Source organism: Limibacterium fermenti (assembly GCF_041902845.1).
GTDB classification, from domain to species: Bacteria; Bacteroidota; Bacteroidia; order Bacteroidales; family Dysgonomonadaceae; genus Limibacterium; species Limibacterium fermenti.
The window spans coordinates 3396458-3410034 of sequence record NZ_CP159486.1; the positions used below are offsets into that span (position 1 = coordinate 3396458).

At 45.7% G+C, this 13577-nt stretch carries 13 protein-coding genes, 1 tRNA gene and 1 pseudogene; 9 read left to right on the forward strand and 6 right to left on the reverse strand.

The window, feature by feature from the left end; genetic code table 11:
* Positions 1-57: 57 nt before the first annotated feature.
* Together ABNK31_RS14665 and ABNK31_RS14670 are read right to left on the reverse strand one after the other, a co-directional pair.
* Complete coding sequence (locus ABNK31_RS14665; RefSeq protein ID WP_418893205.1) at positions 58-723, reverse strand: YggS family pyridoxal phosphate-dependent enzyme; 666 nt, start codon at positions 721-723, stop codon at positions 58-60.
* Complete coding sequence (locus ABNK31_RS14670) at positions 720-1178, reverse strand: DUF4494 domain-containing protein (RefSeq protein ID WP_418893206.1); 459 nt, start codon at positions 1176-1178, stop codon at positions 720-722. Before ABNK31_RS14670 ends, ABNK31_RS14665 begins: the two co-directional genes overlap by 4 nt.
* 155 nt (positions 1179-1333) lie before the next feature.
* On the opposite strand from ABNK31_RS14670, the gene ABNK31_RS14675 reads away from it, so the two are divergent.
* The gene (locus ABNK31_RS14675) at positions 1334-1801 is read left to right on the forward strand and encodes a radical SAM-associated putative lipoprotein (RefSeq protein WP_418893207.1); all 468 of its coding nucleotides are present in this window, start codon (positions 1334-1336) and stop codon (positions 1799-1801) included.
* Between the two features lie 52 nt (positions 1802-1853).
* Positions 1854-2921 carry a TIGR04133 family radical SAM/SPASM protein gene (locus ABNK31_RS14680; RefSeq protein ID WP_418893208.1) on the forward strand — a complete coding sequence of 356 codons (1068 nt, stop codon included), beginning with the start codon at positions 1854-1856 and terminating at the stop codon, positions 2919-2921.
* A gap of 100 nt (positions 2922-3021) precedes the next feature.
* On the opposite strand, the gene ABNK31_RS14685 is transcribed toward ABNK31_RS14680, so the two are convergent.
* A complete protein-coding gene (locus tag ABNK31_RS14685; protein ID WP_418893209.1) occupies positions 3022-4908 on the reverse strand; it encodes an AMP-dependent synthetase/ligase in 1887 nt (628 codons plus the stop codon).
* A gap of 142 nt (positions 4909-5050) precedes the next feature.
* Here ABNK31_RS14685 and ABNK31_RS14690 point away from each other — a divergent pair, with 142 nt between their 5' ends.
* Entirely contained in the window at positions 5051-6466 is a 1416-nt protein-coding gene (locus ABNK31_RS14690; protein ID WP_418893210.1) for an MATE family efflux transporter, read from the forward strand.
* A 51-nt stretch (positions 6467-6517) separates the two neighbouring features.
* Here ABNK31_RS14690 and ABNK31_RS14695 read toward each other — a convergent pair.
* Positions 6518-6599 (reverse strand) — tRNA-Leu (locus tag ABNK31_RS14695).
* 207 nt (positions 6600-6806) lie between these two features.
* A pseudogene (locus ABNK31_RS14700) lies at positions 6807-7361 on the reverse strand (phosphoribosylglycinamide formyltransferase); the annotation flags it as partial.
* Between the two features lie 152 nt (positions 7362-7513).
* Between ABNK31_RS14700 and ABNK31_RS14705 the strand changes: the two are divergent.
* From ABNK31_RS14705 to rnc, 3 genes are read left to right on the forward strand one after another with little or no spacing between them, the layout of a single operon-like run.
* A complete protein-coding gene (locus ABNK31_RS14705; protein ID WP_418893211.1) occupies positions 7514-7750 on the forward strand; it encodes an acyl carrier protein in 237 nt (78 codons plus the stop codon).
* Positions 7751-7771: 21 nt separating this feature from the next.
* Positions 7772-9034 carry a beta-ketoacyl-ACP synthase II gene (gene fabF, locus ABNK31_RS14710; RefSeq protein ID WP_418893212.1) on the forward strand — a complete coding sequence of 421 codons (1263 nt, stop codon included), beginning with the start codon at positions 7772-7774 and terminating at the stop codon, positions 9032-9034.
* Position 9035: 1 nt separating this feature from the next.
* Complete coding sequence (gene rnc / locus ABNK31_RS14715) at positions 9036-9866, forward strand: ribonuclease III (RefSeq protein ID WP_418893213.1); 831 nt, start codon at positions 9036-9038, stop codon at positions 9864-9866.
* Positions 9867-9928: 62 nt separating this feature from the next.
* Here the strand turns inward: rnc and ABNK31_RS14720 are convergent, their stop codons facing one another.
* Complete coding sequence (locus ABNK31_RS14720; RefSeq protein WP_418893214.1) at positions 9929-10945, reverse strand: ATP-dependent 6-phosphofructokinase; 1017 nt, start codon at positions 10943-10945, stop codon at positions 9929-9931.
* A gap of 700 nt (positions 10946-11645) precedes the next feature.
* On the opposite strand from ABNK31_RS14720, the gene rplM reads away from it, so the two are divergent.
* The 3 genes from rplM to rpsB all read left to right on the forward strand — a co-directional run bounded on the left by rplM (position 11646) and on the right by rpsB (position 13575).
* Positions 11646-12101, forward strand: coding sequence for a 50S ribosomal protein L13 (rplM, locus tag ABNK31_RS14725; protein WP_418893215.1), 456 nt, complete (start codon positions 11646-11648; stop codon positions 12099-12101).
* A 5-nt stretch (positions 12102-12106) separates the two neighbouring features.
* Positions 12107-12493: a 30S ribosomal protein S9 gene (gene rpsI / locus ABNK31_RS14730; RefSeq protein ID WP_418893216.1), complete on the forward strand. Its 387-nt coding sequence runs from the start codon at positions 12107-12109 to the stop codon at positions 12491-12493.
* Positions 12494-12699: 206 nt separating this feature from the next.
* Positions 12700-13575: a 30S ribosomal protein S2 gene (gene rpsB, locus ABNK31_RS14735; RefSeq protein WP_418893217.1), complete on the forward strand. Its 876-nt coding sequence runs from the start codon at positions 12700-12702 to the stop codon at positions 13573-13575.
* The last annotated feature ends 2 nt before the right edge of the window (positions 13576-13577 follow it).

Below are 13577 nucleotides of genomic sequence, written 5' to 3' on the forward strand. Positions count from 1 at the left end.
TTTTTTATCAATATAAATGATTACCTGCGGAGAAATATAAAATAGATGGATATCTTCTCACGGACGTTCCCCGAAAATAAACGTCCCCACACGAATCATCGTACTGCCTTCTTCAATGGCCAGCGGATAATCGCCCGACATGCCCATGGATAGTTCTTTAAAAGCGGGATCTTCCGCAAAATGGGCCGTCTTCACCCTATCGAACAACGCTTTCAGGTTGCGGAACTCTTTTCGCACTTGTTTTTCGTCGTCAGTATAGGTGGCCATGCCCATTACGCCCGACAACTGCACGTGCCGGCAATCTTTCCATTCGCCCTTATCCAAAAAACGCAGGCATTCATCCGGCGAGAAGCCCGATTTGGTTTCTTCTTCCGCAATATGAATCTGCAACAGGCACGGAATAATGCGGTCGTTGGCCGCCGCTTGTTTTTCAATCTCGCACAAAAGCCGTGCACTGTCGAGACTGTGAATCATATCGATGAACGGAGCGATATACTTGACCTTATTGCGTTGCAGGCTGCCGATAAAATGCCAGCGGATATCCTTCGGCAGTTTTTCTTGCTTTTCCGTCAGTTCCTGCACGCGGTTCTCGCCGAACACGCGTTGCCCGGCCTCGTACGCCTCCCGGATATCCGTATCGGGATGGAATTTCGACACGGCGACAATTTCCATCCCTTCGGGAACATCCTTTCGCAACCGATCGATCTGCGTCCCGATGCTCATTCCTCGCTTTTCGGTTTTTGAGCCGGTTCCGACTCATAGGGGAAGACATCCATAATAGCCGTTTCGGTCACCGAAGCCATGGAGTAATCGATCATCGTCTTCTTCATTTCGGCTTCGATAATTTCAACGGCTTCTTTCAAAGTGCTTGCTTGCACCAACATATTGATGGCGGTTTTCTTTTCCGAACCGCTCTTCTCATCGAGCGTGATAAAATACAGTTTGGTTTTATAGTAACGGTCGCCGGTTTCGTTAAAAAACGATTCGGTGTATTTCACCCGTTTGATGTCCGACACCGAAAACTCGCCCGAAATATAGGGCTTAATCTCTTCAATAATTCTCGCTTCAGCTTCCGTAAACGACAAGGCGTCCACCAAATAGGGTTCGGTCACTGTTTTTTGCATGCCCGACTCGAGCATTTTGTCATATTTTATTTTGCATTCAAACCAGTTGTACATATCTTCGTTTTTCTTTTATAGGATTGTCTGTTTTATGATGCGCAAAGGTACAAAATTACGGTTAACTTACGATAAAAACTTATCGCTACTCGATGCAACGTTTTTATAACTATTCCATCTTATAAATACATTGTGTGTATAAAAAAGAAAAACAGATGAAAAAATTAGCGCTTAAGGCTTATGGAAAAGCCGTCACAGCCATCCTTTCATTGATCGGGGTATTGGCCGGTTGCAGTAAACCCGGAGGCGGCATTATGGCAGAATACGGTACGCCTTCTGCCTACTTCAAGGCACATGGCAAGGTGACAAATAAAGAAACAAATCAGCCGGTTCCCGATATCCGGGTGATCGGGAAAGAGTTCGGTCAGGCAGACACCGTTTATACCGATACCCGGGGCAACTACACGCTCGACATGAAAGGTATCATCGGTTTTCCGGTGAAAATACGGGTCGATGACGTCGATGGCGCAAAAAACGGGTCGCTTGTATCCGATTCGGTATCTCTCCAGAAGAAAGATGTCGTTCAAATTAAAAAAGGCGATGGAAATTGGTATGATGGCGCTTTTGAAAAAGACGATGCCGACTTCGCTTTAAAGCCCGACAAAAAAACTTCCGCCGAATAACGATACACCTTATATATTATATAATAACGAACCGCCCTTAACACTACGCGGCATGGATCTACGCAAAACGACAATTCTTTCGCTCTATCAGGAGTATAAAAAAACCGAAACACACTTTCATCAACTCAATTATCTGTTTTGGGAGTGCACCTTGCGTTGCAATTTCAACTGCGTGCATTGCGGAAGCGATTGCACCCAACAATCGTGGGTGCCCGACATGCCGAAGGAGGATTTTCTGAGAGTGCTTTCGGATATACGCCCGCATGTGGATCCGCATAAAACCATGATTGTCATTACCGGCGGCGAACCGCTCGTCCGCAAAGACCTCGAAGCGTGCGGACGCGCCATCTACGACCTGGAATATCCGTGGGGATTCGTAACGAACGGATACGGCTTGTCGCAAAAACGATTGGACAGTCTATTGTCCGCCGGGTTGCGTTCGGTAACCGTCAGTCTCGACGGCTACAACGAGGAATCGCACGAATGGTTCCGAGTCAAGCAAGGGTCGTGGCTGCGCGCCGTAAATGCCATTTACCGGGTAGCTTCCACCCCCGACCTCACGTATGATGTGGTGACGTGTGTCCACAAGAAGAATATCGATGAGTTGCCTCAACTCAAAAACCTCTTACTTTCGTTGGGGGTGAAGCATTGGCGGTTATTTACCGTCTTCCCCAAGGGACGGGCGAAAGACAATCCCCTTTTGAAACTTTCGCCGGAAGAATTTGTCCGGATGCTGGATTTTATTCGCGAAACGCGTCGCGAAGGGGAAATAAACGCCTCGTACGGATGTGAAGGTTATTTGGGCGAGTACGAAATGGAAGTGCGCGACCAGCCTTTTTTCTGCCAAGCCGGAATACATATCGGTTCCGTCCTTGCAAACGGCGATATAAGCGCTTGCCCGAGCCTTCGAAGCGATTACATCCAGGGAAATATCTATCAAGATGATTTTTGGACGGTTTGGAACACGCGTTTTCAAATCATGCGCGACCGTTCATGGACGAAAACCGGCCGCTGCGCTTCGTGCAAAGCCTACAAACAGTGCCAGGGAAACGGGATGCATCTCCGTGATGAAAAAACCGGCGCTTTGCTGCAATGCCATCTCGAAATGATGGGAAAATAATAACCGCACTCATCACTCATCACTCATCACTCATCACTCATCATTCATCACTCATCATTCATAATTCATCATTCATAATTCATCATTCATCACTCATAACTCATCCCAGTATTTTCTTCAACACGTCGATATTATTTGCCGAAGTGGCCTTTTTTCCTTCCGCCGTATACAGTCCTTCGATGCGCCCCGCGTAAGCCGAATACACTTTATGCTTCACAATCTTCAGCGAAGAGTTGACCAATCCGTTTTTCTCCGTAAAAGGCTCTTCCAATACGGCGAAAGCCGAAGGAAGCCACCGATAGGGAAACAACCCGTCATGCTTTCCGCCTTTCAGATAGGCGCCGACCTCTTGTTCGATAATGCGGGCGGCTTCCTGCGGGTCGGAAGTACGCTTTTTCAATTCGTCGCGATTCACCACGATCAGCGCCGTCGTATACGGACGTTGATTATTATACAGTACACACTGCTCGATATAAGGCGACGTCGCCATAATCGACTCTTCGATGCCTTCCGGCGAAAACTTCTCTCCGTCATCGCCGATCAATAACGATTTTGTCCGCCCTAATACATATAAATAACCGTCCGTATCGAGATAGCCCATATCGCCTGTACGCAGCCATCCGTCTACAAGAGTTTCAGCGGTTGCTTCGGGATTCTTCCAATAGCCTTTCATCACGTTTCCGCCACAGATCATGATTTCGCCCTTTTCGCCCGCCGGCACTTCTTTCAGCGTTTCATCCACAATCTGAATATCCATGCGCGGCAACGGTTTACCCGACGAGCCGAGTTTGTGCGCGTGGGCGCTGTTGGCCGAAATGACGGGCGTCGCTTCCGACAATCCGTACCCTTGATACATGGGGATGCCGATCGCATAGAAAAACCGCTGCAATTCGATATCGAGCAACGCCCCGCCGCCGATGAAATACGCCATGTTGCTTGCAAACGATTGCCGCACTTTCGAAAATATCAACCGGTCGTAAACCGACAGCAGGGGTTTCATCCAGAACCGCGCACCGGCTCCTTTATTGAATCCTTCTTTATTATAGGTATACGCCAGTTTCAATGCTTTTCGAAACAAGGTGGCGGTTCGTTTTCCTTTCTTTTCGATGCCGGCTTCGATATTCTTGCGGAAGTTCGCGGCCAACGCCGGCACACTCATCATCATGTGCGGATTGATGGCTTTCAGGCTTTTCGGAACATTCCGCAGCACTTCTATCGGCGATTTGCCCATCGCAACCGAAGCTATCGAGGCTCCGCATTTCATAAACGAATAGATTCCGGCCGTATGCCCGAACGAATGATCCCACGGCAGAATCAACAAGGTGCGGAAATGGGACGGAATGCCTTTTATATGATCGACCGATTGTTCGGCATTGAATACATAGTTACTGTGGGTAAGCATAATCCCTTTCGGATTGGCCGTCGTACCGGAGGTGTACGAAATATTGGCCAGCGACTCGGGAGTGACGCCTTGGATTCGTTCGTCGAGAAACAACGGGTTTTGCGTCAACGCCTGAACGCCTTTTTCAATCACTGTATCAAACAGCAGTTCATCCTTTTCAATCCCGTCCTCTTCATCGAGCAGGATATATTGCTCCACGGTAGGAAATGCATTTTTCATTCTCCGCAACTTGGCGATTTGCTGATCGGATGCCAACACCATACGGGTTTCGGAATGGTTCAGGCGGAAGCTGATATCTTGTTCGCTCTCCAGTTTAACCGACAACGGCACACAAATAGCCCCGGCATGCAAGATGCCCAACTCGCCGATCACCCAATTGTTCTTGCCTTCCGACAACAGCGCGATGCGGTCGCCCGCCTGCACGCCCAAAGAAAGTAACCCTGCGGCAAATTGTTTCGATTGTTCCTGCACCTGACGATACGTCAACGAGGTATATTCCGATCCGCTCTTCGCTTCATATAGATAAGGACGGTCGGCATACTTCTTTACCGATTCGTCCAGAAATTCAAGGATAGTCCTGCTCATTATTTTTCAATTTGCCTGCAAAGCTACAATTATTTTTTTATATTCCCTTTATCGAAGGTGCCGGCCGGAGCAACGCCCTCGATCAAGCGCCTTAAAACAAACGGCTCTTCATCATTATTTTTTATATCTTTGCTTTCTATTTATGGATATAAAAAACACGCTGAGCCAAAATAATACAAACAATCCGCACCTCTTGGGCAGCGGGGATATCAGGCAATTGCTCGGGCAATATTCTTTTCCGGCGATTATCGGAATGGTCGTCACTTCCCTTTACCATATCATCGACAGCATTTTCATAGGGCAAGGCATCGGCGCCATGGCACTGTCGGGAATGGCCGTCACCTTTCCCCTGATGAATATCCTGATGGCTTTTTCCACGCTTATCGGGGTAGGCGGCGCCACCCTTACCTCCATCCGGCTCGGGCAAAAAGACGAACACGGGGCCGTCAGTATTTTGGCGCACGTAACGATCATCAACGCCTTGAATGCCGTTATTCTGGGTGGAACTACCTTCATTTTCCTCGAACCAATACTGCGTTTGTTCGGGGCAAGCGAAGCGCTGTTGCCGTATGCCTACGATTTCATGTGGGTTTATCTGCTCGGAACGCCTATCGGTTTCGTATTTTTCTCGTTAAACAACATGATGCGGGTAAGCGGTTATCCGAAGAAGGCGATGCTGTCGTCGTTCCTCACCGTTGCCGTCAATATCATTCTGGCGCCTTTGTTTATTTTCGTCTTCGGATGGGGGATGAAAGGGACGGCATTGGCTACGGTTCTTTCGCAATTCACGGGCTTGATCTGGGTAGGAATACATTTTTTGAATAAAAACAATTACATTCATTTTGAAAAAGGAATCTACCGTTTATCCCTAAAGACCATCGGCTCCATGCTGGCCATCGGCATATCGCCGTTCCTGATGCATCTTACCTCGAGTTTGGTCGTTTCCGTCATCAACGGCAGCCTCATCAAATACGGCGGCGATCTTGCCGTGGGAGCTTACGGCATCATCAACCGCGTGGCGACTTTATTCGTCATGATTGTCATCGGATTAACGATGGGCATGCAACCCATCGTTGGGTATAATTACGGAGCAAGGCAACTCGACCGATCTTTCAAAGCATTGAAGTATACGCTTATCGGCGCGATGACCATTACAACGACAGGATTTTTATTGGGAGAATTATTTCCCGGATGGATTGTCAAACTGTTTACCAACGACCTCGAAATGATGCGCATTTCGGAGCGGGGATTACGGATAACAATGGCCGCATTCCCTATTGTCGGGCCTCAAATCGTGATCAGTAACTTTTTCCAGTCGATAGGTAAAGCCAAAATATCGGTTTTCCTGTCGCTTACGCGCCAACTCATATTTCTGGTTCCCGCCCTGCTGGTATTACCGCTTTTCTATGCTCTCGACGGCGTATTCGTAAGCATGCCCGTAGCGGATTCCATCGCTTTTGTGGTAACCATCCTGACCTTTCTATATCAGTTACGGAAAATAAAGAGAATGGCGGCCCTTTCTCCAATGGAAAAAACAGTTTCGGCGACATCCCTGTAAAAAAACAAAAAAACCGCCGTTTGAATAAACGACAGGTTTCCGGTTTTTGCGTGCGGCTGAAGGGACTCGAACCCCCACGACTTTCGTCACTAGATCCTAAGTCTAGCGCGGCTACCAATTACGCCACAGCCGCAAGATGCGGTTGCAAAGATACGACTTTTTTCTACATTTCCATGCGATCTATTTATTTTTCTCCCCGTCTCCTTGTCTCTCAGTCTCCCTGTCTCTCAGTCTCCCTGTCTCTCAGTCTCCCTGTCTCCCCGTCTCCTTGTCTCCCCGTCTCCCCGTCTCCCCGTCTCCCCGTCTCCCTGTCTCCTTGTCTCCCCGTCTCCCTTAGAGCCACCTCTTTCACAATACGCGGAAAATGCATATATTCCAATTCATGCACGTGCGCCGCAACCTGCTCGGGAGAATCTTCCGGATCCACGCGACAAGTGGCCTGATAAATAATGGCGCCTTCGTCGTACCGTTCATTTACAAAATGAATCGTAATACCCGACTCTTTCTCCCCGGCTCCCACAACGGCTTGATGAACCCGGTCGCCATACATCCCTTTTCCTCCGTATTTAGGCAGTAACGCCGGATGAATATTGATGATCCGGCGATGATAAGCGGCTAACAGCCGGGCCGGCACTTTCAACAGAAATCCGGCCAACACAATAAAATCGATACGGTCTTGCCGTAATATTTCCAAAATACGCTCTCCGTCCATCCATTCTTCTTTCGAAAAGGTTCGAGAAGGTATTTTCAACTTAGCCGCACGCTCATGGACATAGGCTTTCTTCCGATTAGAAAGAATAAGCGCAATCTCCATTTCGGGACTATCTTGAAGATATCGGGCGATATTCTCGGCATTACTACCGTTTCCCGACGCAAACAGGGCTATACGAATCATAAAACGACCTTATAATATGCACAAAAAACTACATTTTGTGCAGAAAAATTGAATTTAATCTATAAAAAGTTGTGCAATTACAGAAAAATTGCCTTACTTTGCACGCACAAATTTAAAAAGAAAATTTTATTTATTCATTAATATCAAAAGTTATGTCCGAAGTAGCACAAAGAGTAAAAGCGATTATTGTAGACAAATTAGGTGTTGAAGAATCAGAAGTAACGGAAACAGCTAGTTTCACCAACGATTTGGGAGCCGACTCTCTCGACACTGTTGAATTGATCATGGAATTTGAAAAAGAATTCAATCTTTCCATTCCGGATGATCAAGCAGAAAAAATCTCTACTGTAGGTGACGCCATTACTTACATAGAACAACACTCTAAATAATTCTTTCCTATAATTATTTATATGGAATTAAAAAGAGTAGTAGTAACAGGCTTGGGTGCCGTAACACCGGTGGGTAATGATGTCCAAACAACTTGGACGAATATACTTGCCGGAAAAAGCGGAGCCGGGCCTATTACTCATTTTGATGCATCTGCTTTTAAAACGCAATTTGCTTGCGAGGTCAAGGACTTTGACCCCAGTAAGCTTTTTGACCGGAAAGAGCAACGGAAATATGACCGGTATGCACAGTTGGCCGTCGCCGCTGCGAAAGAAGCGATGGAAAACTCCGGGATGGATCTTGAAAAAGAAAATAAAGATCGTATCGGGGTGATTTTTTCTGCCGGAATCGGTGGCATCAGAACATTCGAAGAAGAAGTCGGCGGATATTATGTAAATATAGACAAAGGCCCTCGGTTCAATCCTTTCTTCATTCCGAAAATGATAGCGGATATCGCTGCCGGCCATATCTCTATGATTTACGGACTGAGGGGACCTAATTACGCAACCGTATCGGCTTGCGCTTCTTCTACAAATGCGATAGTAGACGCTTTCAATCTCATCCGGTTAGGAAAAGCGAATGCGATTGTTACCGGCGGGGCCGAAGCTACGATTAGCCCTTCTGCGGTGGGCGGATTCAATGCCATGCATGCCTTGTCCACCCGAAATGACGAGCCCGAAACGGCGTCGAGGCCTTTTAGCGCCAGTCGCGACGGGTTTGTGATGGGGGAAGGCAGCGCGGCGCTCATTCTCGAAGAACTCGACCATGCGATTGCCCGGGGAGCCACTATTTATGCCGAGATCGCCGGAGGAGGCATGTCGGCCGACGCCTATCACCTCACCGCTTCGCATCCCGAGGGATTAGGGGCTAAGCTGGTGATGAGAAATGCATTGGAAGATGCCGATTTTCAACCTGAAGATATCGACTATATCAATGTACATGGTACGTCGACTCCCGTAGGGGATATCTCCGAAGTAAAAGCCATCTTGGACGTTTTTGGAGAACATAGCTACAAACTGAATATCAGTTCAACGAAGTCGATGACCGGACATTTGTTGGGAGCAGCCGGAGCTTTAGAGGCTCTTTTGTCTATATTGGCGATCCGAAATCAAACGGTTCCCCCGACCATTAATCACCTCGAAGGGGATGATGATCCGGAAATAGACTATAAGCTGAATTTCACCTTCAACAAACCGGAGAAAAGAGAAATAAATGCGGCGTTGTCCAACACCTTTGGGTTCGGCGGACACAATGCCAGTGTAATTCTTAAGAAATATACCCATTAATGTGTTTAGAAGATTCATAAAAAGGATTAAGGCTATTCCTCATAAAGGTAAAGAGCCTTACCTTTCTTTCTATACTATCTTAGGCTTCTATCCCGATAGAATTCACCTATACAAAGAAGCCATGACTCATCGTTCTTCATCCATCCGCTCTAAAAAGGGAAAATGGGTGAACAACGAGCGTCTTGAATTCTTGGGAGATGCCATCCTCGATGCCATCGTGGCCGATATCCTTTATAAACAATTCGAGCAAAAAAAAGAAGGCTTCCTGACCAGTACGCGTTCCCGCATTGTTCAACGCGAGACTTTGAACAAAATCGCAATGGAAATGGGCCTGGACAAATTAATCATATCTTCCACCCGCAATCTGGCTCACAATACCAACATCTATGGCGACGCTTTGGAAGCGCTTATCGGAGCCATTTATCTCGATCAGGGATATCGCGTGGCCAAGAGATTCGTGTTCGAAACCCTCATCAGGCAACACCTCAATATGGATAAAATGCTTAAAAGCGAGGTCGATTTCAAATCAAGGCTTATCGAGTGGGGACAAAAAAATAAAGTGGACGTCCTCTTTGAAGTCGTCAACGCATCTTACGACACGCAAAACAACCCGGTCTTTGAATCCTGTGTCATGGTGGGAGGCATGAACATCGGCTCGGGAAAAGGCTATTCAAAAAAAGAATCCCATCAAGTGGCGGCAAAAATAGCAATAAGGAATTTGCGTGAAAGTAATCTTTTGCAAGAACAAATCACGCACCAAAAGAACGAAGATTCCAACGAGGCTCTTGATAAACAGTTAGGAGTAAGTTTTCAGGATTTACCCGGCGAATAACCGTAAAAATACTCGAGGGTATCGCTTCGACACCCTCGGTAAAAGCCGGAAAGAGATCAGATCTATACTCCAAAAGAAATACCCATCCGCTTTCCTTGTAAGACCAGCGGGGTGTCGGAACTAACCAACCGCAACTTACCGGCAACGTCTTCCAACGAAACATCCGTTATTTTATTATCAATTTTGGCAACCATGCGCCCGAACTTACCTTCATGGATAAGTTTCGCAGCATGGCCTCCAAGCATCGTCCCTAAAATACGGTCGTAAGCGGTAGGAGAGCCTCCGCGTTGAATGTATCCCAACACCGTTTCGCGTGTTTCAAAACCCGTTTCCTCCTCGATCTTACGGGCGAAATAAATAGCCGGGCGCTCATTACTGTCTTTAATTTTAATGCCTTCGGCTACGGCAACAATCGAATACGCTTTTCCTAATTCCATCCGTTTGTTGATTTTACACATTATTGCCTCCATTCTGTATCCAAGTTCGGGCAAAAGAATAATATCTGCACCCCCGGCCATCCCGGCATGCAGAGCAATCCATCCGGCGTGATGCCCCATTAATTCGATCACCATTACCCGGCGATGCGAACTCGCAGTGGAATGCAACCGGTCGATGGCATCCGTGGCTATACTTACCGCCGAATCGAAGCCGAAAGTAATATCCGTCCCGTAAACGTCGTTATCGATCGTTTTGGGAACTCCAATAACATTCAGCCCTAATTTGGACAGCATCCATGTGGTCCGCTGCGTACCATTTCCTCCAATACAGACCAGTCCGTCGAGGCCTAATTCATGATAGCACTCTTTGATCTGTTGATGATCCTTCTCATCAGGGGAAGTGATCATCTTGCGAAAAGTTTTTTCCCGAGCCGTACCTAATATGGTTCCTCCCAAATTGAGTATTCCCGAAAGCGATGGATCGGTCAGTTCAATAACATCTTTGTACAACAATCCCGAAAATCCGTTTAAGATTCCGATAACGTCCATACCATAGTGATTGATTGCTGTTTTACCTACGCCTCTAATCGTTGCGTTTATGCCGGGGCAATCGCCCCCCGAAGTAAGTATTCCAATTTTCATGGGCTTTTTTATCATCATTTAATTATCTATTCGTCTCGGAAGATTTTCTTGAACTCTTGGAAACTGTTTAAATTTCTCCCAAAAAGGCGGCAATGAAAGTATTCTTCGCCTTTAAACAGATTCTTATTCTCATAATCAAGAAATTAAAAAGAAGAGAACGTTTTCCCGAAAACATCACAAAAGTAATGAATTAACCGTAGTTTCAATAGGACTTTCAGGAAAACTTTTACCGTTTTCCCCAAAAAAAGAATAACCTCAAAGAAAAAAATGCTTACATTTCTTTGATAATTTGATAGGTAGGAACTAACGATTTCATGATTATCCAACCGATTAAATTAAATAGGTACACGCGAAGCACGTGTCGGATGGAGGGCAAAGTTGAAAAGCCCGAAAAATAGTCCAAGACAGGGCCGGAATAAACGGGTGCCGGGAAATAATCGTTAAGAAGACGGCCGAATCTTACGCTCAGAATAAGAATCACTAAAACAAAGAAAATTACAGCAAAAGACGAAAAAAGCCCCATTATTTTTTGCTAATATTCTGGAATATCGTAACTTTGCAGTCCGATTATTAGTTTCATCCGTTAAAAGTTTGATTTAAAGCTTCTTATTTAACTATTTTATCCCTTAGCAAGATAAGATAAGAAGCGGAAGGAAAATCAGCTTATTTTTATATTACTAATTAAAAAAATTAAACGAAAGTGGATACTTTGAGTTATAAAACCATTTCTGTGAACAAGGAAACGGCACAGAAAGAATGGGTTGAGATAGATGCAACTGGGCAAGTCCTCGGACGTCTTTGTTCTAAAGTTGCGAAACTTTTGAGAGGCAAATACAAAGCAAGTTTTACTCCGCACGTAGATTGCGGCGACAATGTGATTATCATTAACGCCGATAAAGTAAAATTGACCGGCAATAAATGGAACGATCGTGTATATCTGCGTTATTCGGGCTATCCCGGAGGACAAAGGGAATCCAGTCCGGCCGATTTAATGAAGAAGAGTCCGGACAGACTTTTCCGCAAAGTCGTAAAGGGAATGCTCCCAAAGAATAAACTTGGCGATAGCATTCTGAACAACTTGTTCGTATATGCCGGAAGTGAGCATCCGCATCAAGCCCAACAACCCAAAAAAACAGATATTAATTCTCTTAAATAAAAAAGATGGACATCGTAAACGCAATAGGCAGACGCAAAGCCGCAATAGCTCGTGTATTCGTCAACGAGGGTACCGGTAAGATTACGATCAATAACCGCGATCTCAATGAATATTTCCCTTCTTCTATCCTCCAATTTGTCGTAAAGCAACCGTTGAATACGCTCAATGTAGCAGAAAAATATGATATCAATATCAACCTAAACGGAGGTGGCTACAAAGGACAATCGGAAGCTGCAAGATTGGCGATTGCACGCGCACTGGTAAAGATAAACCCTGAGGATAAACCCGCTTTAAGAGCTGAAGGCTTTATAACACGCGATTCACGCGTAGTAGAGCGTAAAAAACCGGGACGTCCGAAAGCAAGAAAGAGATTTCAATTCTCGAAACGTTAACTTTTGGAACGATTGCTTCCTGCATTTCGTTGCATAAAGCAATTGAGAACGATATCCGTCGAATCGTTCTATCCGACCAAGACGTTTAGTATCTAAATCATAAGGACGTTATCCTTCCGATTTTTTCAACAAAGGAAAAAGGATAATTTACCTTGTGATTCGAGTTAGAAAAAGAATGTAAACGAATAAAACAGTAAAAAACAAACATGGCAAAATTAGAATTTGACCAACTTCTTGAGTCCGGTGCACATTTCGGACACTTGAAAAGAAAATGGAATCCCGCTATGGCTCCCTATATTTTTATGGAACGTAACGGAATCCACATTATCGATCTTTATAAAACAATTGCAAAAACCGAAGAAGCTTCGGCCGCACTGAAACAAATTGCAAAATCAGGAAAGAAAATCCTTTTCGTTGCAACAAAAAAACAAGCCAAACCCGTCGTTGAACAAAAAGCCCAAAGCGTAAATATGCCTTACGTCATAGAGCGTTGGCCGGGTGGAATGTTAACCAACTTCCCAACCATCCGCAAAGCGGTGAAGAAAATGGGCAACATCGATAAAATGATTAAAGACGGAACTTTCGATACGCTCTCCAAGCGCGAAAAACTCCAAGTGACTCGCCAACGGGCAAAATTGGAAAAGACGTTAGGTTCTATTCAGGATTTAACCCGTATTCCTTCCGCTCTGTTCATTGTAGACGTAATGAAAGAGCAAATTGCCGTAAAAGAAGCGAATCGACTTGGAATTCCGGTATTTGGCATTGTCGATACCAATTCCGATCCGACCAATATTGATTTTGTCATTCCGGCAAATGATGATGCAGCGAAAGCGGTCGACCTCATCTTGACATATGTTTGCGATGCAATAAAAGAAGGCCTGGACGAGCGTAAAGTTGAAAAAGCCGATGCGGCAGCAGCTGAAGAAAACGAAGAACAGGAAGAAAAGACACCTTCACGCAGAGAACGCAAATCAAAAGCATTGAAGAAAGAGGGTATTATCCCTAAAGAAGACAAAGAAGCAATGAATGCGGCGGTAGTGAGCAGATATGCGAAAGACGAAGATGTCGATGTCGACGAATAAAA

Bases quoted from the DNA above. Each gene is read 5' to 3' on its own strand.
- ABNK31_RS14665 (WP_418893205.1), bottom strand. From the start codon at position 723: ATGAGCATCGGGACGCAGATCGATCGGTTGCGAAAGGATGTTCCCGAA.
- ABNK31_RS14670 (WP_418893206.1), bottom strand. From the start codon at position 1,178: ATGTACAACTGGTTTGAATGCAAAATAAAATATGACAAAATGCTCGAG.
- ABNK31_RS14675 (WP_418893207.1), top strand. From the start codon at position 1,334: ATGAAAAAATTAGCGCTTAAGGCTTATGGAAAAGCCGTCACAGCCATC.
- ABNK31_RS14680 (WP_418893208.1), top strand. From the start codon at position 1,854: ATGGATCTACGCAAAACGACAATTCTTTCGCTCTATCAGGAGTATAAA.
- ABNK31_RS14685 (WP_418893209.1), bottom strand. From the start codon at position 4,908: ATGAGCAGGACTATCCTTGAATTTCTGGACGAATCGGTAAAGAAGTAT.
- ABNK31_RS14690 (WP_418893210.1), top strand. From the start codon at position 5,051: ATGGATATAAAAAACACGCTGAGCCAAAATAATACAAACAATCCGCAC.
- ABNK31_RS14705 (WP_418893211.1), top strand. From the start codon at position 7,514: ATGTCCGAAGTAGCACAAAGAGTAAAAGCGATTATTGTAGACAAATTA.
- fabF (WP_418893212.1), top strand. From the start codon at position 7,772: ATGGAATTAAAAAGAGTAGTAGTAACAGGCTTGGGTGCCGTAACACCG.
- ABNK31_RS14720 (WP_418893214.1), bottom strand. From the start codon at position 10,945: ATGAAAATTGGAATACTTACTTCGGGGGGCGATTGCCCCGGCATAAAC.
- rpsI (WP_418893216.1), top strand. From the start codon at position 12,107: ATGGACATCGTAAACGCAATAGGCAGACGCAAAGCCGCAATAGCTCGT.
- rpsB (WP_418893217.1), top strand. From the start codon at position 12,700: ATGGCAAAATTAGAATTTGACCAACTTCTTGAGTCCGGTGCACATTTC.